This is a genomic window from Polynucleobacter sp. AP-Latsch-80-C2 (genome assembly GCF_018882185.1).
Classification (GTDB): domain Bacteria; phylum Pseudomonadota; class Gammaproteobacteria; order Burkholderiales; family Burkholderiaceae; genus Polynucleobacter.
The window spans coordinates 133,952-155,052 of record NZ_JACVOY010000001.1 but is presented as its reverse complement, the minus strand read 5'-3'; the positions used below and the strand labels follow the sequence as shown (position 1 = coordinate 155,052).

Below are 21,101 nucleotides of genomic sequence, written 5' to 3'. Positions count from 1 at the left end.
AAATATACTGGGGCATAACCATTAAAAAAGCAGGAGATGTAATAACCATGCCACCAACCTTGCCAAAAGATGCCTCCAAGCTTGAAGATGCTATTGAAAAATGGACAGTGCCCATTGGAAACCTTTTTGTTTCCTTATTTCATCGAATAGCCTTATTTGGAATTGGTGGTGCCACTGTTTGGTCTGCAGCCGTAGCTTTCCTTGGAATGGTTAATAAGGGTTCAGCCTCTATCGAAGACTTACTCTTACTATTTATCTATTTAGAGATTGGCGCCATGGTCGGCATTTACTTTAAGACTAACCATATGCCGGTACGTTTTTTGATCTATGTAGCAATCACTGCAGTAACGCGCCTCATCATTGATTTAGTCAATACCAAGCATGAAGCCGATATGCCAATCTTGCTGATGGGCCTAACCATTCTCATCCTTGCCCTGGCAAATGCAGTAGTGCGCTATGCCTCCTATAAATTTCCTAGCAGATCGGGAGAGAGCGAGTAAACAGATTATTGTTTTCATAACTCATTTTTAAATTATGCAAATTCTCAGAAAATCTCAAGAACGCGGCTATGCCGATCACGGTTGGCTAAAAAGCTTTCACTCTTTTTCCTTCGGTAGCTATCATGACCCTCGCTTTATGGGCTGGGGTAATCTCAGAGTGATCAATGAAGACCGCGTTGCCCCAGGCATGGGCTTTGGCAAGCACGGACATCGCAATATGGAAATCATTAGCTATGTTCTTTCTGGTGAATTAGCGCATGAAGACAGCATAGGCAATATCAAAGGCATTCCGCCGGGTGATGTGCAACGCATGAGTGCTGGTACGGGTGTAACGCATAGCGAGTTTAATCACGCTAAAGATCAAACAACCCATTTCTTACAAATCTGGATAGAGCCTAATACTTTAGAAGTGGCACCCAGCTATGAACAAAAAACGATTCCATTAGTTGATAAGCAGGGTAAGTTATGCTTAGTAGCATCTCCTAGTGGGCAAGGTCATTCCGTCTTAATTCATGCTGATGCCTATCTGTACTCTGGATTATTTGATGGCGATCAAACCGCCTTATTGGCCCTTGATCCAAAGCGCAAAGCTTATGTGCACCTGATTCAAGGTTCTTTAGAGGTAAATGGTCTAACTTTGACTGCCGGCGATGCGCTTTTTATTCAAGATGAAACGCAAATCCAAATTAGCAATGGAAAAAGCGCTGAAGTCTTAGTGTTCGACCTCAGCGCTGAGTGATTTGCCGCAGATTTCTGGAGATTTAATCTAACTTAATCTTCGATTTCTCCATCACCACTTTCCACCTAGCAATATCGGAGAAATATAAGTCCGAGAATTGCTGAGTATTCATTGGCGCAATCTGTACGCCCGCCTTGATGAATCGCTCTTTCATTTCGGGTGTCTCTAAAATTTTAAGTACGGTATTGTTCAGTGTTTGTACGATGGCAGGTGAAGTCCCCGCCGGCACAAATACCCCTTGCCATAGCGCCATTTCATAACCCTTAACGCCAGCCTCTTGAACTGTTGGTAATTCAGGTGCACCGCTAAATCTATTTTTACTAGTCACTGCTAATGCGTGGGCCTTATCGCCTTTGTATAAAGGAAGACCCACTGGCATACCTGCAAAGTAGAAGTCAATTTGTCCGCCCACTAAATCAGTAGCCGCTGGAGAACCACCCTTGTACGGAATATGAATCGCTTGCAATCCCGTGGTGGCTAAAAATAACTCGCCAGCCATATGATCGGAGTTGCCAATACCTGATGAGCCAAAGCTCAGCTTGCCTGGATCTGCTTTGAGCATGGCAATCAAATCAGCCACATTCTTGACTTTGGAATTGTTATTCACGATCAAAATATGGGGGGTAGCAGCCACCCCGACTACTGGGAGTAGATCCTTTTGTCCATTAAATGGCAATTTTGGATTGGCAGCTACGTTTATCGCGAGACCGTTTTGCGCAAACAAAATGGTGTAACCATCTGGAGTGCTTTTAGCCACCGCTTCTGCAGCCAAGCTACCTGCTGCACCACCACGATTTTCTACAATCACCGGTTGCTTCAATGCAAGACTGAGATCATTGGCAATCATTCTGCCAACAATATCCGTTGAGCTTCCTGGCGCATAACCAATCATCATTTTGATTGACTTATCTGGGTAGGCAGCAACAGCAGACCCGATGACTACAGGCAATACCACTGCGCTTAATGCTATGTTTTTTATTATTTTCTTAAACATATTGTCTCCTCCACTTAATTTAGATACTCAAAGAAGCAATTCCACACTCCTTGGCACAGCTATTTAAAGATTCCAATAACTCGGGTGTAATCGGGATCCCCAGACGCATTCTTTCAGCCATCATTTTTGCAGCACCCTCTCCAGGTACACGTATTTCTTTTACGCCGGGCAATGTTGATGAACTTTTTAAGTCGTCTACCAACGCAATGACTCGATTGATGAATTCTTGTTTATCTCCGAACGCACTCGGATCAACCGCAATGATAGTTTGCCCTGTATTCGTAATCAGATCATGATGGGCATTAAAGTCAATAGTACCCTTGCCTACTGCCGCATTATTCAAAGCGCCGGCCAGTAAGCCAATCATGACCGCCAGGCCATAACCCTTGTATCCACCGATGGGCAATAAAGAACCTTCAGATGATCTCTTCGGATCTGTAATAGGCCGACCCTGACGATCAATCATCCAATCATCTGGCATTGACTCGCCCTTCTGGGCGGCTAGTTTTACTTTGCCATAAGCAGCCACTGTTGTAGCTATATCCAACAAGACCATTGGATGGTCTCCGGCTGGAACAGCAATCGCAATCGGGTTAGTAGATAAAAGCAAATCAATGCCGCCCCAAGGGGCCATATGATTCGCATTGCCTACGGCCATGTAGATGCCAATGAAACCTTGTTCTGCTAATTTACGAACATAGACTGATGCAGCACCAGAGTGATTGCCATAATGACTACCTACCCAGCAAACACTATGTTCTTTTACTTTTTCGATGGCAACTTCTACCGCCTTGTTCATCACGAGATGACCTAAAGCGTTGTCGCCATTAATTAATGCGGTAGCACCCTTCTCACGCTCAATCCGAATATTGGGCTTGAGATTAACGCCACCCGCACGAATTCTTTTGAGGTAAGCAGGCAAGCGAAATAAACCATGACCATCCGCTCCTACTAAATCTGACTTAACCATTAACTGCGCAACAATCAGAGCATCAGCGCTAGGAACAGCATTAGCAACCAGCGCCTTTGCAATGAATTGCTCAGCATCGGCGATAGATAAGTATTTCGTAGTTGCCATGAATTCTTAAATCTCCGTGCTCGCTTTAAATTCCATACTGTAGACGTATTTTTTTTCAGGATGATAAGTAACAGTAACTTCAAAAAGCTTATCTTGGCTATCGAAATATCGCCGAATAATGACTAAGCAGGGATCCGAAGGCTTCAACTTGAGATGCTCTGCAATCCGTGTTGGCGCAGCTAAAGCATAGACGTCAAGTTCTGCCCGCTCTATTCTGGCGCCATACTTCTGCTCAATTTGCTCAAACACCATCACTTGTGGATGCTCTGGGTCAGTGGTTAAAGAGGCAAATTGCGGCAAGATATAAATATCGGACCATGAAATGATTTCTTCAGTTTCTTGGCGCTTCCGAATACCGCCAATGTGATACCAAGAGGATCCAATTGGGCAGCCAATCATTTCACTCTGCACTTGATCAATCTCAATGAACTCTTCTACTAGATTCACACGATAGGTATCCCGTGGATAACTCAAAATATCTATTGGAGAATTAAAGCTCTGTGTAAAGCGTCTCAGCTTTCTTCTAGAAATGATTTGTGTAGGCGCACCTTGACGACGAAAAATCAAGCCATTGGCCTCTAAAATTTGTAAGGCATGACGCAGGGTATGGCGGCTAGCCTGAAAATTTTTGCAAAGGTCTGCCTCGGTTGGTAAAGCAGACCCCACAGGCCAGTCGCCGTTATAAATACGCTCCTCGAGCGAATTGGCTAATGACTTATATAACGGTAGGCGCTCAGTCAATTTAACTTAACCCAAACATCTTTTTGCCAGCAACTGGGAGACGGGCCTTGAGGATGTCTCCAGACAACGATTCAGTGATGTAAAGATCTTTGCCATCAGGGCCGCCAAAACACATATTAGCCAAATGATGATGGTGTGGATTGTCTGAATAGATCAAATGGGTTGGCAACATATTGTTATCAAAACGCCAAATACCAATTCCTAAATGGCAAACCAATAAGCCATTTTCTGAGTCCATCTCAATACCATCAGGACCTGCAACTCCGCCGGTTAATTGAATAGCAACGCCAGTTTTAGAAACTGAACCGTCAGCCATCAATGGCAATCTCCAGATTTGTTGTGAACGCGTTGCTGCAACAAATACATGCTTTTCTTGAGTATTCAAAGTAATACCGTTAGGGCTAGGTACATTGATTGCCAAGCGATCTAACTGTCCATTGGCACGCAATCTAAATACGCGACCTGTTGGATCTGCAATACCAGTCTGCCCTTGGTCTGTGAAATACAAGTCGCCGTTAGAAGCAAAATGTAAATCATTAAGGCCTTTGAAGTTCTCGCTATACATGGAGCCCAAAACAGTTTCAATCTTTCCTGTTTTAGGATCGAGTGCGATCAAACCCATTTTGTAATCGCAGATGAATGCGCGGCCATCTTTATGGAACTTCAGACCATTAGGCCAACCGTCGTATTGAGTCACGAGATCCCAATCGCCTTTTGGAGTAATTCTGAAAATACGGCCAAATGGAATGTCCACAAACCACAAATTACCTTCACGATCAAAGGAAGGGCCTTCTAAGAAGCACTCCACTTCCTGACCTTGGCGGTTGGGATCAGACCAACCCGTGCGGGATTTTTTCCTGAATTTCTCAGGCATAGACATAAAGACTTCGGCTTTAATCTTTTCAACAGGCTGGAATGGGTTAGTCATTGTCATATATTAAGGTTCCTTTATTAAGTTATCCGTATAAGTAGTTCTTATTCTTTTGCTATTAAACCATGATTAATGATAATCTACAGTAAATAGATGAGCGATATCATATATTGCTATTAAAAAAATATTACAACTTAACCGTATAGGCTCACATATGACGAAACAGGTCGCCGTTATTGGCTCCGGAATTATGGCTGCAGGCATCGCCGCTGGGTTTATTGCGCAAAGCATCCCCGTGGTCATTTTGGGAAGGTCAAAAGACAAATCCGACGCCTGCTTAGATAAGGCCATTACTCTGGCCAACAAAATTGGCTTGGTTGGTGAGAATGCCAAAAAAGATGTAGCAGCGATCAAGTCAGCGCAATCCACAGCTGTCCTTGAAGACTGGACGAATTGGGATCAATGCCAATGGATCATCGAAACGGTTGCTGAGAACTTAGCGCTCAAGCAAAAAGTGTTTCAGTATCTTGACGGTGTAGTACCAAGCAATATTCCCATTGGCAGCAATAGCTCGGGATTTCCGATTAGCAAAATTGCTGAAGGACTTAAGACTGCTAATCGCATGATGGGAGCACATTACTTCATGCCTGCAGAAGTGGTGCCCTTAGTAGAAATCGTGATGGGACAAAATACGGAGTTATCTTTTGCACAACAAGCATGCGAGCTATATCGAAGCATTGATAAGAAGCCAGTGCTGGTTAAAAAAGATATTCCAGGCTTTTTGGCCAATCGAATTCAGCATGCCCTCATGAGAGAGGCCTTATCTTTAGTGCAAGAAGGTATTGCTACTCCAGATGATATTGACGATGCCGTGAGATATAGCTTTGGTTTTCGATACGCCGCAGTTGGGCCAATGACACAAAAAGAAATTTCCGGATGGGACGGCATGGCTAATGCTGCTCGTGAGATTTACCCTTCCCTCTCTAATATCACCACCCTGCCGGCCAAAGTAGAGCAGTTGATGAGTGAGGGAAAAACGGGGATGAAAGCAGGCGAAGGTTTTAGAAAATGGACGCCCGAGGAAATCACCCAGGTGTCAGATTCTTATTCCAGAAGATTAAAGGCAGCGTTTGATGTGCTTAACATTCAATAGCTGCGTAGCCCTTAGCAATGGCGCTCTTAACCCTATCCAGATTGGGTGTGACACCAATGCCGCTAATAGACAGTTGCGCAACATCCAGTTTGCCTTCCTGAGCCTTTAGCGGCTGATTGCAAATATCAAACTGCAGATATTGATTTGACATGCTAAATCCCCAGGGTACTTCTCCAAGAGCAAAGCCAATGGACGCAGTCGCTGCGCCCGCGAGAGAGGTCTCTGCAATTTTGCAGGCTAAATTCATTTTGAGGCCTTGGCTTAGCAAGGTCTTGCCCGCTTCGAGCGCTGGAAGAACCCCGCCAGTTTTAATGAGCTTCAGGCTTGCACCATCCAAGGCCTTAGCCTTAATGAACTCTTCAATTTCAGATAAACCATGGATGGACTCGTCTAAGCCAATTGGAATGGGCGATCTTTTTTTCAATAGAACAAAATCTTCTAACGGTAAATCGGCAGGAACGAGCTGTTCTGCAAAACTTAATTTACTGGCCTCTTTAGATTCGCAGAATTGGATTGCATCAGATAAACTCATTGCACCATTTGCATCTACAGAAATGACATCACCCTCGAGTAAATTAGAAAGTGCTTCTACTCGATGCAAATCCTCTGCTAATGAGAGAGAGCCAATTTTGATCTTCCAATGCCGGAAGCCAAGCTCACGAAATGATTTAGCGTCAGCCACTTCTTTATCAAAAGAACCACCGAGCATTCGTAGAAGTGGGATGGGAGCAGGAGTTTCAACATCCGGTAAATTATTTTCCTGGCGCAGATATCGCCATAGCGGAATCGATTGCTGTTGCGTAAATAAATCTAGCAGTGCCATTTCTAAGCAAGACTTTGCCGAAGCATTGCCGTATAAAATTTTTGCAAACTCCTCCGCAAATTTCTTCGGCTCAGTCCATTCCCAATTCTTTGCCTGCTCGACCAAATACTTAACGCTCCCCACTAGGCTATCCAAGGTTTCACCGGTCATGAGCGGAGCTACCGAGGCTTCACCCCAGCCCTGCCTACCCTCCTCATCGCTGATGCAGAGCAGTACAGTTTTTGCATCTGCAACAATTTCCCGCGACATCTTAATCGGCTCCATGAGCGGTACAGAGAGAGGGTAAATGGTCGCGCTAGTAATTTTCATTTGTCTAGATCAATGCTTTAATAAATATACTTAAAAAATAACTTATAAAAACGATTATGGAGAACATTACATGAGAATGCTGATTTTGGCATTATTGCCCATCAACTGACCCAATCGCCTCTGGCGATCGACTACGCAATACCTAAATACAAAATTACTTTACTGAAAGAATGACATGATTGAAACCTCTGGAAAAAAATTAGCAGGCTCCATTATTCGCCTTCACCCAAATGACAATATTGTGGTGGCACGCGTTGATATTGCCATTGGTACAGAAGTGCCTAGTGAACATTTCACTAGCCGCAGTCAGGTTCCAGCCGGATACAAAATTGCTGCTAAGAAAATTTTGAAAGGCGATCCTATTCTCAAGTACAACGTTACGGTTGGATTTGCCAATGTCGATATTGAGCCTGGCACCGTGGTGCACAGTCATAACACCGAGTTTCGTGAATTCGATCGTGACTATGCCTACTCCAGTGAATATAAGCCTACCCAAATGCTTCCTGAGTCTGAGCGCGCTACCTTCCAGGGTTATGTGCGTCCCAACGGTAAAGTCGGCACCCGTAATTTCATTGGCATCTTATCGACCGTGAACTGCTCAGCAACGGTAGTCAATAGGATTGCTGACTGGTTTACACCAGAGCGCCTCAAAGATTTTCCAAATGTAGATGGTGTGGTGGCATTTAGTCACGACATTGGTTGCGGCATGGAAATGAGTGGTGAACCGATGCAGTTACTCCGTCGCACGATGGCGGGATATGCGCGTCACCCTAACCTCGCAGCTTCATTAATCGTAGGCTTAGGCTGCGAGCGCAATCAACTCAAAGGCTTGATGGAACAAGAGGATCTCAAAGAAGGTCATAACCTGCATACCTTCATCATGCAAGAGAGCGGCGGTACACGCAAAACGATTGAGGCTGGTATTGAAGCAGTGAAAGCCTTATTACCCGAAGCCAATAAAGCAAAACGTGAAACCGTATCCGCTAGTCATTTAACGGTTGGACTGCAATGCGGTGGATCAGATGGCTTCTCCTCTATTACTGCAAACCCGGCATTGGGTGCAGCGATTGATATCCTCTCTCGCCATGGCGGCACTGGCATTCTTTCTGAAACTCCTGAGATCTATGGTGTTGAGCATACCTTGACGCGTAGAGCTGCCAGCCAAGAAATTGGCGAGAAACTGATTAAACGCATTCGCTGGTGGAAAGATGAATACTCTGTTGGCCGAGATGTGCAAATCAATGGCCAAGTGAGCCCCGGAAATCAAATTGGTGGCCTTGCCAATATTTTTGAAAAATCCTTAGGCTCTTCCATGAAAGGAGGCACCGGCCCCCTCATGGAAGTGTATAAATATGCAGAGCCTGTCACCGCCAAGGGATTTGTGTTCATGGACACCCCTGGATTTGATCCCGTCTCTGCCACCGGCCAAATTGCTGGTGGCGCAAACCTGGTTGCCTTTACTACTGGTCGGGGCTCGATGTTTGGATCTAAGCCAGCCCCCTGCATTAAGTTAGCTACTAATACCCCGATGTACCAGCGCTTAACTGAGGATATGGACATCAATTGCGGTGAAATCCTCGATGGCACCGTTTCAGTCCAGGAAATGGGGCAACGTATTTTTGAACTATTTTTGCGCACTGCCTCAGGAGAAGCCTCAAAAAGTGAATTGCTGGGTCTAGGAGATTATGAATTTGTGCCTTGGCAAATCGGCGTAATGAGCTAATAGGCCTGTAGAATTAATCCTTGAGGTTCAATCAAGACCGAACAAGACTTAATCGAAATGTATAAGGCTTATGAAATTTAAGGATTACTACGAAACACTAGGGGTGGCGCGCTCTGCCACTGAGGCTGAGATCAAATCTGCGTACCGCAAAATGGCTCGCAAGTTTCACCCTGACGTGAACAAAGAAGCTGGCGCTGAAGAGCAGTTCAAAGCGATTGGCGAAGCTTATGCTGTACTCAAAGATACTGAAAAACGTGCAGCCTACGATCGCTTTGGAGCGAACTGGAAAAACGGTCAAGATTTCACCCCTCCTCCTAATTGGAACGAAGGTTTTGAATACGCTGATGACGGCTATGGCGGAGGTCACCCTGGTTATGGCGGCGGCTTTGAAGGCGATCAAAGTGAATTCTTCGAATCTCTTTTTGGTAGAGGCAAACATCGCCAAGGCGGTCGTGGAGGCAATGCACGCCAAGGCATGAACTTTAAAGGCCAAGATCATCATGCCAAAATCTTGATCGATCTTGCGGATGCTTATAACGGTGCTAAGCGTACGATTGCTTTGCACATGCCCAGCATGGATGCCCAAGGTCATGTCGGCACCCAAGAGCGTAAATTAGATGTCAGCATTCCTAAAGGAATTAAAGCCGGACAAAATTTACGCCTCTCTGGTCAAGGCGGGCCTGGCATGGGCGAAGGTGGCGCAGGTGATCTCTATTTAGAAATTGATTTCCACCCTAACCCTATCTATCGAGTCGATGGGAAAGATGTGTACATCGACATTCCCCTAGCACCTTGGGAGGCAGCCTTAGGCACTACAGTCAATGTTCCAACTCCTGCAGGTACAACACTAGAACTCAAGATTCCCGCTGGCACTACTGCTGGTCGTAAGATGCGTCTTAAAGGCAAAGGCATCCCTAGTGCGGAAGCTGGTGATTTGTATGTCGTGCCTACGATCGTTTTGCCACCTGCTGATTCAGATGCACACAAAGAGGCTTATCAAACTTTTGAAAAGGCTTTTGATTTCAACCCCAGAACTCACTTGAAGGGATGATGAACATGACCCAAACCAATATCACCTGGATCGAAGGTAGCGTTGTCGAAAATGAAGTACACATGAGCATTGTGGAACTCTCACATGCCTCTCGCACTCCAGAAGATCTCATCATGTCGTGGGTATCCGAGGGTGTCTTAAGCCCCACCGGATCATCCCCGCAAGATTGGCGTTTTAGCGGTGAGTCACTGCGTAGAGCAAAGACCGCTGCTCACCTCACTCATGATTTAGAGCTCAATACGCCGGGTGTTGCACTAGCTTTAGATCTCTTAGATGAGATCGCACATCTGCGTGCCCGTATCCAAATCGGCAGCTAAGAACCCTTTAAGATTCGGAGCGGCTTAACAGTTGCTCCCAGCGCTGCAACAGTTGATCTAGCTGCTCAGTGATCTCCGTCAAACGCGCTTGCATACTGGCTGCCAACTCAGGCTCATTTTTGTAAAGATCAGGATTGCTCATCGCAATACCAATGTCTGCCTGCTCTGTTTCCAGCACTTCAATCTGAGCTGGTAAGACTTCTAGCTCGTGGCGCTCCTTGCCGTTGAGCTTCTGGACGCCACTTTTTACTGCTGGCTTAGTCTCTACTTTTGCCTCTGCCTTGATCTCAGCCTTCGGAGGTGTTGCACTTTGTGCTTTTGCACTGGAGTTTGCTGCCCGAATCTTGTCGGAGCGGGCCTTTTGGATTTTCCAATCCTCATAACCTCCCTCATATTCGCGCCAGAATCCATCGCCCTCGTTCGCAATAATGCTCGTGACCACGTTATCTAAGAAATATCGGTCATGACTCACCAAGAAAACAGTGCCTTTGTAATCTTGCAGTAATTGCTCTAGTAAATCTAAGGTATCAATGTCTAAGTCATTGGTTGGCTCATCCAAAACCAATACGTTCGCAGGCCTAGCGAATAGACGCGCTAACAATAAGCGATTGCGCTCGCCTCCAGATAAGGTGCTTACTGGAGAATTAGTGCGTTCTGGAGCAAATAAAAAGTCACTCAAATAGCTCTTAACGTGTTTTTTATTGCCGTTAATTTCAATCCACTCGCTACCTGGGCTGATGTAATCTTCAAGCGAGGCATTGAGATCTAGGCCTTCACGCATTTGATCAAAGTAAGCCACTTCAATGCGCGTTCCCATGGTTGCAGTGCCAGAGTCGGGAGCAATTGTTCCCAGAATGAGTTTTAGTAAGGTCGTTTTACCAGCACCATTGGGGCCTAATAAACCAACCTTATCACCACGCAAAATGGTGGCCGTGAAATCTTTCACAATCGGACGATCGTAAGACTTAGATACTTCTTGCAAGTCAGCAACAATCTTGCCGCTTCTATCACCCGCTGATACTGCTAACTTCACTTGACCTATAGCATCTCTGCGCTGCGCACGGCTTGAGCGTAAATTTTCTAAGCGGGCTATACGAGCAACGCTACGGGTACGACGGGCTTCAACCCCTTTGCGTATCCATACTTCCTCTTGAGCCAATAATTTATCCGCTCTGGCATTGGCGAGGGATTCCGAATTAAGTTCTTGGTCCTTGAGGACTTCATACGCAGAGAAGTTTCCTGGGTAGGAACGCAAGATTCCGCGATCTAGCTCCACAATCTGGGTGCAGACGTTATCCAAGAAAGCGCGATCATGGGTAATCAAAATGACAGAGCCTTGGTACTCTTTTAATAGATCTTCGAGCCAAGCGATCGAATCTAAATCGAGATGGTTAGTAGGCTCATCGAGCAAGAGCACATCAGGCATCTCTACCAGTGCACGCGCTAAGGCAACCCGTTTCTTGGTTCCACCAGAAAGCGTACTAATTTTGACATCAGCTTCCAAATGCAGACGATCCAATGTTTCATGCACACGCTGCTCCCAGTTCCAGCCGCTTAAAGCTTCGAGCTGGGACTGCACTTCATCTAAGCGATGGTGAGAGGCATCATCCCACTCTCCAACGCTAAGCGCTTCATATTCTTCACGCAAGGCCTTTGCTTGTGCCACCCCTTTGGAGACGGCATCAAAAACAGTTTCTTCTGCCTCAAAAATAGGTTCTTGTGGGACATAGGCAATGCGCAAGCCTTGCTGGTATTGCAAGAGCCCGTCATCCATTTTTTCTATGCCAGCCAAGATCTTCAATAAAGAAGATTTACCCGTGCCATTACGGCCAATTAAGCCAACACGTTCACCTGATTCCAGGGAAAAAGCAGTGTTTGCGAGGAGGTCAACGTGGCCAAAAGCCAGTTTTGCATCAGTAAGTACGATTAAAGCCATGCCAACATTATCGTCGCTACAGTAAAAGCTGGGATATTTCCGCTAATTTCTGCGAGACTAGGTACCTATGATCTGCAAACTCAGTCCCTCATCGCCCCGCCTGATCCTCTTTGCAGGTCATGCAGGCACCGGTAAAACCACTTTAGCCAAAAGAGCATTGCCACTCATTATTGAGAAAACCGGGGAAGATTTTTTCTTTTTGGATAAAGATACTGTCTATGGCGCCTATAGCGCCCATGTGATGGAGCTCACTACACATAACTCCCATGACCGCGACAGCCCCTACTACCTCGAAAATCTCCGCGATTGGGAATATCAAGGCTTGATTGAGATTGCTAGAGAAAATTTACTGCTAGGAGTCAATGTGATTTTGGTGGGGCCCTTCTCGAAAGAGATTCAGAGTGGCCGTATGTTTGATCCAGAAGCTCTTGGAATTCCTGCGCAAACCCGTATTCAGATTGCCTGGATTGATTTGCCTGAAAATGAAGCCAAGATGCGTATGGAAAAAAGATCTGACCCCAGAGATGATTGGAAACTGAATCACTGGGATCAATATGCGCTACGCAGAACTGGACCACCTACCCATACGCTAATACATCGCTTTAACCATTTGCAATTTGATGCGCAAGTGTTTGACAAGCTGCTGGAAGATTTAATCCAATAAAAATAGGGCCCCTTTAGGGCCCTATCTCAAGATCTAGGAACTGAATGCTTAGAACTTGTAAGTTACACCCACTGCAGGCATCCATGGATTCAATGTTAATTTACCCAGGTTAGTGTTGCCGGCAACAGTATTCACATTAGTGCTGATTGTGGCATATTTCAAATCAAGGTTCACACCCCAGTTTCTATCAAACATATAGTCTGCACCGATTTGAGCAACTGCACCAAGACTGGATTGATCAACTGTTACAGAGTTACCTAATGCTGGGAAGTTCTGACGATTACCGAAAATTGTGTAATTCACACCAACGCCAACGTATGGCTTGAAGGCACCTAGTTCAGTGAAGTGATACTGAACTAACAATGATGGTGGGAGTGCAGTAATTTTACCGACGCTAGTATTGCCAGAGCCTGCTGTGATATTCACTTGCTGTGGGTAAGTTAAGACCAACTCAGCGGCAATATTCTTTGTAAAGAAATAAGAAATATCAAATTCAGGAATAACCTGATTCTCTGCCTTCACATTCAAGGTCGAAAGTGTATTCGTTTGCCCATTTTGCCAAAGCAAATCTACGGCACGTACACGTAACATCCAAGGATTGTCTTCAGACGACTGAGCCTGTGATACGATTGGAGCTAGTGAAGCTACGGCAGCCATTGCCACTACGAGAGTTTTAATACGCATGATGATTCCCCTTTTGTTTTCAATTTCGATGAGTTCATTTTGAAATTGATTTAGAGGAATTAATTTGATGTGTATCAAATCGAAGATGCTTACAAATTTTATATTTGCTCAAAAGCAACACTGTTTTGAGCAATCATTGATCTAGATCAAACGGGACCTACAAAACCTTAGAGTACGTACCTTTTGCCTGAGATTCTCTCAGGTGGCGATCAAATGTCATAGCTACTCTTCTGGCTAATAATCGACCTTTGATCGGCACCACTAAGGTGGATCCCTGCCATTCCAAAAGTCCTGCTTCTTCAAGACCTTTGAGTTCCTCTAGTTCTACTTTGAAGTAGGTATTGAAGTCAATTTGATGAGCGCTTGCGAACGCTGCAATATCCAAAGCAAATTGACACATCAACTCACCAATCAATTCACGACGCAGCAAGTCATCCTGATCAAGTTGTAATCCGCGCAAAGTTGGTAGATGTCCTTCATCGATCGCAGCGTAATACTCATCAAGCGTACGCACATTCTGTGAGTAGCAATCATCCACCTTGCCAATTGATGAAATACCAAAGGCCAATAAATCACATTCGGCTTGAGTCGAGTAACCCTGGAAATTACGATGGAGCTTGCCTTCCTTCTGCGCGATCGCTAACTCATCATCTGGTTTGGCAAAGTGATCCATGCCAATAAAGACATAACCTGCTTCGCCTAGGCGCTCAATCGTATTGGAGAGAATATCGAGCTTGTCTGCAGCTGGCGGAAGGTCCGCCTCTGAAATACGGCGCTGGGGCTTAAAGATATGCGGTAAGTGTGCATAGTTATAAACCGAGAGGCGATCGGGATTCATCTTTAAAACGGTATCCACTGTTTCTTTAAAAGTGGCTGGGGTCTGCTTTGGCAAACCATAGATCAGGTCTACGCTTCTAGACTTAAAGCCATACTTTCTGGACCAATCCATCACAGCTTGAGTTTCTTCAATCGTCTGCACTCGATGCACTGCTTCTTGCACTGCTAAGTTGAAATCTTGAACACCTAAACTAATGCGATTGAAGCCCAGCTCCGCCAGTAAGGCAATATCGTCTTCTGTCACACGTCGCGGATCAATTTCAATCGAGTACTCACCACCAGGGAGTAATTCAAAATACGTGCGAGTGTGATGCATTAATTCTGTCATCTCTTCATGAGATAAAAAAGTAGGTGTACCACCACCCCAATGTAGTTGGGTAATCGGAATCTTTTTCGTGGCGCCCATCGCAGCACAGACCATTGCCATCTCTTTAGCTAAATACTTAATGTATTTGGCACTACGGCCGTGATCTTTTGTAATGATCTTATTGCAGCCACAGTAATAACAAATATTGGGGCAAAAAGGCAGATGAAAATAAAGCGAGAGTGGCTCATGAGCGCCTGCCACTCGCTTGAGTGCTCCTAGATAGTCAGCCTCTGCAAACGCGTTATGGAAGCGATCAGCGCTTGGATAAGAGGTATAGCGCGGTCCATTGATATCGAACTTTTGCAGCAACTCTGGATGAAACAAGACTTCTTTTTCAGGTACTGACGGAAGAATGACTGCTGAGTTCATAAGTAGCTATATGGATGATGATTGTTTTGAGCAGTAATCAAGCGCAAGTGCTTCTGCTACTTTAATCCCATCAACACCTGCCGACAAGATGCCGCCTGCATAGCCAGCACCCTCACCTGCTGGATAAAGACCTTTAATATTCAAACTCTGAAAGTTGGGCCCCCGAGTAATGCGCAGTGGCGAAGAGGTGCGAGTTTCAATTCCAGTTAAGACAGCGTCTTTCATCGAGAAGCCTTTGATTTGCTTCTCAAAAGCAGGAATGGCCTCCCGAATTGCCTCAATGGCATAGTCTGGCAAACTTTGCGCTAAATCCGTGAGATGGACACCCGGTTTATAGGAGGGCATCACGCTACCAAATTCAGTTGACGGCTTACCTTCTAAAAAATCACCCACTAATTGTCCGGGGGCCTCATAGGTGCGCCCACCAAGTTCATAGGCCTTAGATTCCAAAGCGCGTTGGAACTCGATCCCAGCTAACGGGCCACCAGGGTAATCCTCTGGCGTTATGCCCACAACAATGCCTGCATTAGCATTACGCTCATTACGCGAGTATTGGCTCATCCCATTAGTAACCACGCGGTTTGGCTCTGATGTCGCGGCTACTACAGTACCACCTGGACACATACAGAAGCTATACACCGAGCGGCCATTTTTTGCGTGATGCACTAATTTGTAATCAGCGGCGCCGATTAATTCATTTCCAGCATGCGGTCCTAGGCGCGCCTTATCAATTAATGATTGAGGATGCTCAATCCGAAAGCCCACCGAGAAAGGCTTGGCTTCCATAAAGACGCCTGCTTCATGAAGCGCTTTAAAAGTATCGCGTGCACTATGTCCAAGCGCCAGGATCACATGATTAGCGGCTAAATCAGGTTGATTCTCAATCTTGATACCTGTGATCTGATCATTTTCAATATCAAAGCCTACGACTTTTTGAGAGAAACGAATTTCACCGCCTAACTCAATAATTTGTTGGCGAATCTTTTCTACTACCCCAACTAAACGGAAGGTGCCGATATGGGGTTTGGCAACATAGCGAATTTCTTCGGGCGCACCTGCTTTGATAAATTCTGCAATGACCTTGCGGCCATAAAATTTGGGATCTTTAATTTGGCTGTAGAGCTTGCCATCCGAGAATGTCCCTGCTCCACCCTCTCCGAATTGCACATTCGACTCTGGATTGAGAATATTTTTACGCCACAGACCCCAGGTATCTTGAGTGCGTTCACGTACGGGCTTGCCACGCTCTAAGACAATCGGCTTAAAGCCCATTTGCGCTAGCACTAAGGCGGCAAAAATTCCGCAAGGGCCAAAGCCAATGACGACTGGGCGTAACACGTCACCATTCAGAATCGATTCGGGGGCCTTTGCTACAAAGTGATAACTCGTATCTGGGGATGGCCTAATATGAATATCATTCGCAAACTTCTTAAGTAAGCTATCTTCATCCTTGACGGAACAGTCAATGGTATAGATAAACGCAAGCGCTACATTTGTCCTAGCGTCATAGCTACGCTTAAAGATATCAAACGCAATCAAATCTTTTGCAGATAAGCCTAAGCGCTTGAGAATGCCTTCCTCAAGCGCTTGCGGCGGATGGCTAATGGGTAAACGTAGTTCAGTAATGCGAATCATGTGGACGACTTACTCAGCCTTGGCTCCCGAGCTCTTCACAACGTTAGCCATACGATCAAAATCTTTTGCTAACAACTGATTAAATTCTGCTGGCGTCAAGGCGCCAATCTCAATGCCTTGGCGACGCATACGCTCAATAATGTCAGGTTGCTTTAATAGCTTAGTCATCTCTGCTGAAACTTTATTAATCACTTCCTTAGGCGTGCCTACTGGTGCTAGCAATCCGAACCAGCTATCAAATACATAACCCTTTACCGTATTGCCAATAGGTGCAACGCCTGGCACAAATGGGGAAGGCTTTTCAGATGAAACCCCGAGAAAGCGAATGCGTGAATCATTTGCGAAAGGCAATGCAGCCACATTGGCAGCAATGACTGCTTGAGCGCGCCCCGCCAAGAGCTCAGTAATCGCATCACCGGTTCCCTTGGTGGGTACGTGTACCAAATCAATTCCGGCCATGCTATCAAAGTAGGCCATGGCTAAATGGGAGGCACTGCCATTGCCAGCGCTCGCGTAGTTATATTGTCCCGGCTTGGCTTTTGCTAATGCGATGAATTCAGCCACGTTCTTTGCAGGGAACTCCGAGTTTGTCATCATGACGTAGCTGCTAGTGCCGATGTATGCGGCTGCCGTGAAATCTTTTTGTGGGTCAAAGCTGAGTTTTGGAAATAAAGTGCCATTGATGTTGTGGCTTGCTGCTGCCATCACAAAGGTATAGCCGTCAGCTGGTGACTTCGCCACGATTCCAGTACCTACCGTGCCCCCTGCTCCAGCTTTGTTTTCTACTAAAACGGTCTCACCTAACGCAACCCCAAGCTCATTTGAAAATGAACGCGCTAAGGCGTCTTGAACACTGCCTGGAGAAAATGGGACGATGATTTTGATCGGCTTTGTTGGCCATGGAGCTGCTGCAGCTGATAAATGGAAAAAGCAGGCCAGTAGTAGACCCCCGAAAATACTGACAGAAAAGCGCATTTTCTTCATAGGACCGAGCTTCATCAAATACTCCAGGGAGTTAAACAAATTCCTAAAATGATACTGGGAATATGGCAAATCCCTCTGTATTTTCGGTAAAAGGCGATAATGCGCCATGGCTCTACGCGCAACTATCCACAAAGCCGACCTTCACGTCGCCGATTCAGACCGTCACTACTATGGCAGCCACTCGCTAACCATCGCCAAGCACCCCTCTGAAACTGAAGAACGGATGATGGTCCGGATCATTGCTTTTGTCTTACAGGCCCACGAAGATTTGGCCTTTACGAAGGGCCTGAGCGATACCGATGAACCTGATTTATGGATCAAAGATCTCACCGATTCGATTAAATTGTGGATTGAAATAGGTCAGCCAGACGAGCGCCGCATTCTCAAAGCATGCGGTAGATCGGATCAAGTGGTTGTGTATTGCTATGGTGGACACACTAGCAAAATTTGGTGGGACGGCATTGCTAATAAGCTCACTAGAGCAAAAAATCTCCAAATCATCTCCATTCCAGCCGAGCAAGCTCGTGAACTCAATAAATTGGTTGAGCGCAGCATGGTCCTGCATGTGAATATTCAAGATGGGGAAGCCTACGTTTCATCCGATCAAGGTCAAGTGACGATTACCCCAGAGATCTGGCGCAATCAATCCACCTAAATCAAATTGCAAAGAAGTGCAATGAAGACCGTCATTTTTGATACCAATGTCTTGCTAGATCTTTTTATCTTCAACGACTTTAGGGCACTTCATATCAAACAAGCATTGGCAGAGAAGCAATTAGATGCTCTCGCTAGCCGTCAAACATTAGAAGAATTTGCCGATGTGATCTCGCGCCCACTCTTTTCATTAGAGCAAGATGCTCAAGAAAGGCTAGTCCAAGAATGGCAATCACTGGCTCGCATTATTGAGGATCAAAAGATTATTGCTGCTCCCTGGCAATGCCGGGACATGGATGACCAAATCTTTTTGGATCTAGCCTTTACCTGTAAGCCTTGTATCTTGATTAGCAAAGATAATGAAGTATTGAAATTAGCCAGTGGCGCGGCAAAAGAAGGTGTACAGATTACTGCAGACTACAACTGCTTATAGCCCTTGCGCTGCTTGAGCGGCGATTTCAAAAGACTTCAAACGCGCCTGATGATCAAAGATCTGGCCTGTTACGACCAATTCACTGGCGCCAGTCAGATCTAACCAATGGCGCATTGTCTTTCTTACCGTTTCTAGAGATCCAACTGCAGAGACCTGCAAGGCATGTGATGCCGTTGCTTTTTCATAGGGCTCACAAAAATCATCAATATCTTTGATTGGCGGCGGTAGCGGTCCGCGAGTATTGCGACGCATCCGAATGACATTTTGCTGTAGGGTAGTAAATAGATGTTGCGCTTCTTCATCCGTATCTGCAGCAACAACATTCATTACAAAAGCAGAATAGGGTTTATCTAACTTATCTGATGGCTTAAAGAGCTCACGATAGATCTTCATCGCCTCTAATAGTTGCTCTGGAGCAAAGTGGGATGCAAATGCATAAGGTAAGCCAAAGTGTGCAGCCAGTTGTGCGCCATATAAACTAGAGCCCAAGATCCAAATCGGCACTTCAGTATTTGCACCTGGAATAGCTTTGACTGCTTGTCCCTCCAAAATTGGCCCGAAGTAATGCTGTAACTCTCTCACGTCTTGCGGAAAGCGGTCGTCGCTTCCCAATAAATCTCTGCGCAGAGCGCGAGCCGTCATTTGATCAGTACCGGGAGCACGCCCTAAGCCCAAATCAATTCGTCCAGGGTAGATGGAGGCTAAGGTGCCAAACTGCTCTGCGATCACGAGTGGCGCATGGTTAGGCAGCATGACCCCGCCTGAGCCCACACGGATCGTTTTAGTGCCGCCCGCTAGATACCCCACTAACACTGCTGTGGCTGAACTCGCATTACCCGTCATATTGTGGTGCTCAGCGACCCAGTAGCGTGTGTAACCCCACTTCTCCGCATGCTGCGCCACATCCAATGAGTTGCGCAAGGCGTCTCCTGCAGTAAATCCCTGTGGAATGGGAGATATATCTAGAATGGAGTACGGGATGGGATTGGCCATTACCAGATCATACTGAGAAAGTCGTTTTTTATCATGAGCAAACCTAAAATGGCAGATCCTGATGCAGGGCTCTTTAAGCCCGGCGCCAAACTTAAGCACATTAAGACCGGTGGATTCTATAAAGTCGTCTTTTTGGCCAATGTCGAAGCTACTCTAGAGCCTGCATACGTATATGAATCTATGCAATCACATGATTTTTGGATCCGACCCCAGGCAGAAATGGAAGATGGGCGTTTTGAGCTCATTGAGTAATAAGATAAGAGAAATAGGAACCCCAAATGAGCAACCCCAGCGAAGACAGAATCACCAATTTAGAGATCAAACTCAGCTTTACCGAGGATTTGATTGAAAAGCTCAATGAGACGGTCTACAAACAACAACAGCAAATTGAGTTTCTGTATCGAGAGCTCAAAGCAGTCAAGGAACAAGCTGGTAGCGGTGGCTCGGGTAGCTTAAAAGATGAAATCCCGCCGCACTACTAGGCGACTGATAAGATTCATACTGTAGAAGCAGTCATTTTTCACTTCACCTAAAGGACCAAATCATGGGCAACTTAACACCTTTTATCGTTCAGTGGGGCTTAACCTCTTTATCGCTGTGGGTTGCTAGCTATATTTTTAGCGGCCTACGATTTGCTGACGGCGGCTCACTCATCATTGCTGCCCTGCTTCTCGGCTTTGCCAATGCCATTGTGAAGCCATTGCTCATTCTCTTTACCTTGCCGTTAACCGTGGTCACGATGGGATTATTCCTTTTGGTCATTAACGCTTTGGTATTGATGTTAGTTTCTGCAGTGGTGAGTGGCTTTACGATTTCAAGCTTCTGGACCGCATTCTTTGCCAGCATCTTCATTTCTTTATTTAGCCTCTTTGTTGTGAGCATCATTGCTTAAGCTGACTCAATGAGCGAGAGTCTCCCTAAATGCCCCGCTTGTCAGGAGGATATGACCTATCCCGATGGCGACAATTATGTTTGCGCACAATGTGGCCATGAATGGCCTATAGCGGGAGCAGTTATTGAGGAAGAGACTGGGCTGATTGTCAAAGATGCCAATGGCAACCTTCTGGCAGATGGCGATACGGTTACTTTAATCAAAGATCTAAAGGTGAAGGGCTCGTCCACCACCCTTAAGGTCGGCTCCAAGATTAAGGGAATCCGCCTAGTGCCCGGCGATCATGAAGTCGATTGCAAAACAGAAGCAGGCAGCATGTTGCTCAAAGCCTGCTTCTTGAAGAAGGCCTAGTTC

The 21,101-nt window shown here is 45.8% G+C and carries 24 protein-coding genes; 13 read left to right on the top strand and 11 right to left on the bottom strand.

All coding sequences use genetic code 11. The features are described from left to right. The first annotated feature begins 47 nt into the window (after positions 1-47). Both ICN47_RS00805 and ICN47_RS00800 read left to right on the top strand, forming a co-directional pair. Positions 48-500 (top strand): phosphate-starvation-inducible protein PsiE, encoded by a 453-nt coding sequence (locus tag ICN47_RS00805; protein WP_216862578.1) that lies wholly within the window; start codon positions 48-50, stop codon positions 498-500. Positions 501-534: 34 nt separating this feature from the next. After that, on the top strand, positions 535-1,239 hold the full coding sequence (locus tag ICN47_RS00800) for a pirin family protein (RefSeq protein ID WP_216218022.1): 705 nt from the start codon (positions 535-537) through the stop codon (positions 1,237-1,239). Positions 1,240-1,261: 22 nt separating this feature from the next. Here ICN47_RS00800 and ICN47_RS00795 read toward each other — a convergent pair whose 3' ends face one another. From ICN47_RS00795 to ICN47_RS00780, 4 genes are read right to left on the bottom strand one after another with little or no spacing between them, the layout of a single operon-like run. Next, positions 1,262-2,233 (bottom strand): tripartite tricarboxylate transporter substrate binding protein, encoded by a 972-nt coding sequence (locus ICN47_RS00795; protein ID WP_216218021.1) that lies wholly within the window; start codon positions 2,231-2,233, stop codon positions 1,262-1,264. 19 nt (positions 2,234-2,252) lie between these two features. After that, positions 2,253-3,311, bottom strand: coding sequence for an Ldh family oxidoreductase (locus ICN47_RS00790; RefSeq protein ID WP_216218020.1), 1,059 nt, complete (start codon positions 3,309-3,311; stop codon positions 2,253-2,255). Positions 3,312-3,317: 6 nt separating this feature from the next. Next, on the bottom strand, positions 3,318-4,052 hold the full coding sequence (locus ICN47_RS00785; protein ID WP_216218019.1) for a GntR family transcriptional regulator: 735 nt from the start codon (positions 4,050-4,052) through the stop codon (positions 3,318-3,320). A gap of 1 nt (position 4,053) precedes the next feature. Then, the gene (locus tag ICN47_RS00780; RefSeq protein WP_255538866.1) at positions 4,054-4,986 is read right to left on the bottom strand and encodes an SMP-30/gluconolactonase/LRE family protein; all 933 of its coding nucleotides are present in this window, start codon (positions 4,984-4,986) and stop codon (positions 4,054-4,056) included. A 151-nt stretch (positions 4,987-5,137) separates the two neighbouring features. On the opposite strand from ICN47_RS00780, the gene ICN47_RS00775 reads away from it, so the two are divergent. Then, complete coding sequence (locus ICN47_RS00775; protein ID WP_216218018.1) at positions 5,138-6,076, top strand: 3-hydroxyacyl-CoA dehydrogenase NAD-binding domain-containing protein; 939 nt, start codon at positions 5,138-5,140, stop codon at positions 6,074-6,076. Here ICN47_RS00775 and ICN47_RS00770 read toward each other — a convergent pair. Then, positions 6,063-7,208: a mandelate racemase/muconate lactonizing enzyme family protein gene (locus tag ICN47_RS00770; protein ID WP_216218017.1), complete on the bottom strand. Its 1,146-nt coding sequence runs from the start codon at positions 7,206-7,208 to the stop codon at positions 6,063-6,065. The two genes, ICN47_RS00775 and ICN47_RS00770, sit on opposite strands and share 14 nt — an antisense overlap. A gap of 175 nt (positions 7,209-7,383) precedes the next feature. Here ICN47_RS00770 and ICN47_RS00765 point away from each other — a divergent pair, with 175 nt between their 5' ends. The 3 genes from ICN47_RS00765 to ICN47_RS00755 all read left to right on the top strand — a co-directional run bounded on the left by ICN47_RS00765 (position 7,384) and on the right by ICN47_RS00755 (position 10,299). Next, positions 7,384-8,931 (top strand): UxaA family hydrolase, encoded by a 1,548-nt coding sequence (locus ICN47_RS00765; RefSeq protein ID WP_216218016.1) that lies wholly within the window; start codon positions 7,384-7,386, stop codon positions 8,929-8,931. 70 nt (positions 8,932-9,001) lie between these two features. Further along, a complete protein-coding gene (locus ICN47_RS00760) occupies positions 9,002-9,982 on the top strand; it encodes a DnaJ C-terminal domain-containing protein (RefSeq protein WP_216218015.1) in 981 nt (326 codons plus the stop codon). 5 nt (positions 9,983-9,987) lie between these two features. Continuing rightward, the gene (locus ICN47_RS00755; RefSeq protein ID WP_216218014.1) at positions 9,988-10,299 is read left to right on the top strand and encodes a chaperone modulator CbpM; all 312 of its coding nucleotides are present in this window, start codon (positions 9,988-9,990) and stop codon (positions 10,297-10,299) included. A 7-nt stretch (positions 10,300-10,306) separates the two neighbouring features. On the opposite strand, the gene ICN47_RS00750 is transcribed toward ICN47_RS00755, so the two are convergent. Further along, positions 10,307-12,235 carry an ATP-binding cassette domain-containing protein gene (locus ICN47_RS00750; RefSeq protein ID WP_216218013.1) on the bottom strand — a complete coding sequence of 643 codons (1,929 nt, stop codon included), beginning with the start codon at positions 12,233-12,235 and terminating at the stop codon, positions 10,307-10,309. 67 nt (positions 12,236-12,302) lie between these two features. Here ICN47_RS00750 and ICN47_RS00745 point away from each other — a divergent pair, with 67 nt between their 5' ends. Beyond that, positions 12,303-12,899 (top strand): AAA family ATPase, encoded by a 597-nt coding sequence (locus tag ICN47_RS00745; RefSeq protein WP_216218012.1) that lies wholly within the window; start codon positions 12,303-12,305, stop codon positions 12,897-12,899. Between the two features lie 48 nt (positions 12,900-12,947). On the opposite strand, the gene ICN47_RS00740 is transcribed toward ICN47_RS00745, so the two are convergent. From ICN47_RS00740 to ICN47_RS00725, 4 genes are all read right to left on the bottom strand, one after another. Then, positions 12,948-13,583 (bottom strand): OmpW family protein, encoded by a 636-nt coding sequence (locus ICN47_RS00740; RefSeq protein WP_216218011.1) that lies wholly within the window; start codon positions 13,581-13,583, stop codon positions 12,948-12,950. Positions 13,584-13,740: 157 nt separating this feature from the next. After that, positions 13,741-15,156: an oxygen-independent coproporphyrinogen III oxidase gene (gene hemN / locus ICN47_RS00735; protein WP_216218010.1), complete on the bottom strand. Its 1,416-nt coding sequence runs from the start codon at positions 15,154-15,156 to the stop codon at positions 13,741-13,743. A gap of 6 nt (positions 15,157-15,162) precedes the next feature. Further along, the gene (locus ICN47_RS00730) at positions 15,163-16,791 is read right to left on the bottom strand and encodes an NAD(P)/FAD-dependent oxidoreductase (RefSeq protein WP_216218009.1); all 1,629 of its coding nucleotides are present in this window, start codon (positions 16,789-16,791) and stop codon (positions 15,163-15,165) included. A gap of 9 nt (positions 16,792-16,800) precedes the next feature. Further along, entirely contained in the window at positions 16,801-17,790 is a 990-nt protein-coding gene (locus tag ICN47_RS00725) for a tripartite tricarboxylate transporter substrate binding protein (RefSeq protein ID WP_255538865.1), read from the bottom strand. 91 nt (positions 17,791-17,881) lie between these two features. Between ICN47_RS00725 and ICN47_RS00720 the strand changes: the two genes are divergently transcribed. Both ICN47_RS00720 and ICN47_RS00715 read left to right on the top strand, forming a co-directional pair. Beyond that, positions 17,882-18,430 carry a YaeQ family protein gene (locus ICN47_RS00720; protein ID WP_216218008.1) on the top strand — a complete coding sequence of 183 codons (549 nt, stop codon included), beginning with the start codon at positions 17,882-17,884 and terminating at the stop codon, positions 18,428-18,430. 21 nt (positions 18,431-18,451) lie between these two features. After that, a complete protein-coding gene (locus tag ICN47_RS00715) occupies positions 18,452-18,862 on the top strand; it encodes a putative toxin-antitoxin system toxin component, PIN family (RefSeq protein ID WP_216218007.1) in 411 nt (136 codons plus the stop codon). Here the strand turns inward: ICN47_RS00715 and ICN47_RS00710 are convergent. Next, entirely contained in the window at positions 18,857-19,855 is a 999-nt protein-coding gene (locus ICN47_RS00710; protein ID WP_216218006.1) for an LLM class flavin-dependent oxidoreductase, read from the bottom strand. The genes ICN47_RS00715 and ICN47_RS00710 overlap by 6 nt on opposite strands. 33 nt (positions 19,856-19,888) lie before the next feature. Here ICN47_RS00710 and ICN47_RS00705 point away from each other — a divergent pair, with 33 nt between their 5' ends. Genes ICN47_RS00705 through ICN47_RS00690 form a run of 4 tightly spaced genes read left to right on the top strand, consistent with a single transcriptional unit; the run spans position 19,889 to position 21,098 of the window. Next, positions 19,889-20,107: a hypothetical protein gene (locus ICN47_RS00705; protein WP_216218005.1), complete on the top strand. Its 219-nt coding sequence runs from the start codon at positions 19,889-19,891 to the stop codon at positions 20,105-20,107. A 26-nt stretch (positions 20,108-20,133) separates the two neighbouring features. Next, a complete protein-coding gene (locus ICN47_RS00700; protein ID WP_216218004.1) occupies positions 20,134-20,337 on the top strand; it encodes a SlyX family protein in 204 nt (67 codons plus the stop codon). 59 nt (positions 20,338-20,396) lie between these two features. Further along, positions 20,397-20,747 (top strand): phage holin family protein, encoded by a 351-nt coding sequence (locus ICN47_RS00695; RefSeq protein ID WP_216218273.1) that lies wholly within the window; start codon positions 20,397-20,399, stop codon positions 20,745-20,747. A 9-nt stretch (positions 20,748-20,756) separates the two neighbouring features. Further along, complete coding sequence (locus ICN47_RS00690; protein WP_216218003.1) at positions 20,757-21,098, top strand: zinc ribbon domain-containing protein YjdM; 342 nt, start codon at positions 20,757-20,759, stop codon at positions 21,096-21,098. The last annotated feature ends 3 nt before the right edge of the window (positions 21,099-21,101 follow it).

Coding starts and splice junctions, on each gene's coding strand:
- ICN47_RS00805 (WP_216862578.1), top strand. CDS start 48: ATGCCACCAACCTTGCCAAAAGATGCCTCCAAGCTTGAAGATGCTATT.
- ICN47_RS00800 (WP_216218022.1), top strand. CDS start 535: ATGCAAATTCTCAGAAAATCTCAAGAACGCGGCTATGCCGATCACGGT.
- ICN47_RS00795 (WP_216218021.1), bottom strand. CDS start 2,233: ATGTTTAAGAAAATAATAAAAAACATAGCATTAAGCGCAGTGGTATTG.
- ICN47_RS00790 (WP_216218020.1), bottom strand. CDS start 3,311: ATGGCAACTACGAAATACTTATCTATCGCCGATGCTGAGCAATTCATT.
- ICN47_RS00780 (WP_255538866.1), bottom strand. CDS start 4,986: ATGACAATGACTAACCCATTCCAGCCTGTTGAAAAGATTAAAGCCGAA.
- ICN47_RS00775 (WP_216218018.1), top strand. CDS start 5,138: ATGACGAAACAGGTCGCCGTTATTGGCTCCGGAATTATGGCTGCAGGC.
- ICN47_RS00770 (WP_216218017.1), bottom strand. CDS start 7,208: ATGAAAATTACTAGCGCGACCATTTACCCTCTCTCTGTACCGCTCATG.
- ICN47_RS00765 (WP_216218016.1), top strand. CDS start 7,384: ATGATTGAAACCTCTGGAAAAAAATTAGCAGGCTCCATTATTCGCCTT.
- ICN47_RS00760 (WP_216218015.1), top strand. CDS start 9,002: ATGAAATTTAAGGATTACTACGAAACACTAGGGGTGGCGCGCTCTGCC.
- ICN47_RS00755 (WP_216218014.1), top strand. CDS start 9,988: ATGACCCAAACCAATATCACCTGGATCGAAGGTAGCGTTGTCGAAAAT.
- ICN47_RS00750 (WP_216218013.1), bottom strand. CDS start 12,235: ATGGCTTTAATCGTACTTACTGATGCAAAACTGGCTTTTGGCCACGTT.
- ICN47_RS00745 (WP_216218012.1), top strand. CDS start 12,303: ATGATCTGCAAACTCAGTCCCTCATCGCCCCGCCTGATCCTCTTTGCA.
- ICN47_RS00740 (WP_216218011.1), bottom strand. CDS start 13,583: ATGCGTATTAAAACTCTCGTAGTGGCAATGGCTGCCGTAGCTTCACTA.
- hemN (WP_216218010.1), bottom strand. CDS start 15,156: ATGAACTCAGCAGTCATTCTTCCGTCAGTACCTGAAAAAGAAGTCTTG.
- ICN47_RS00730 (WP_216218009.1), bottom strand. CDS start 16,791: ATGATTCGCATTACTGAACTACGTTTACCCATTAGCCATCCGCCGCAA.
- ICN47_RS00725 (WP_255538865.1), bottom strand. CDS start 17,790: ATGAAGCTCGGTCCTATGAAGAAAATGCGCTTTTCTGTCAGTATTTTC.
- ICN47_RS00720 (WP_216218008.1), top strand. CDS start 17,882: ATGGCTCTACGCGCAACTATCCACAAAGCCGACCTTCACGTCGCCGAT.
- ICN47_RS00715 (WP_216218007.1), top strand. CDS start 18,452: ATGAAGACCGTCATTTTTGATACCAATGTCTTGCTAGATCTTTTTATC.
- ICN47_RS00710 (WP_216218006.1), bottom strand. CDS start 19,855: ATGGCCAATCCCATCCCGTACTCCATTCTAGATATATCTCCCATTCCA.
- ICN47_RS00705 (WP_216218005.1), top strand. CDS start 19,889: ATGAGCAAACCTAAAATGGCAGATCCTGATGCAGGGCTCTTTAAGCCC.
- ICN47_RS00700 (WP_216218004.1), top strand. CDS start 20,134: ATGAGCAACCCCAGCGAAGACAGAATCACCAATTTAGAGATCAAACTC.
- ICN47_RS00690 (WP_216218003.1), top strand. CDS start 20,757: ATGAGCGAGAGTCTCCCTAAATGCCCCGCTTGTCAGGAGGATATGACC.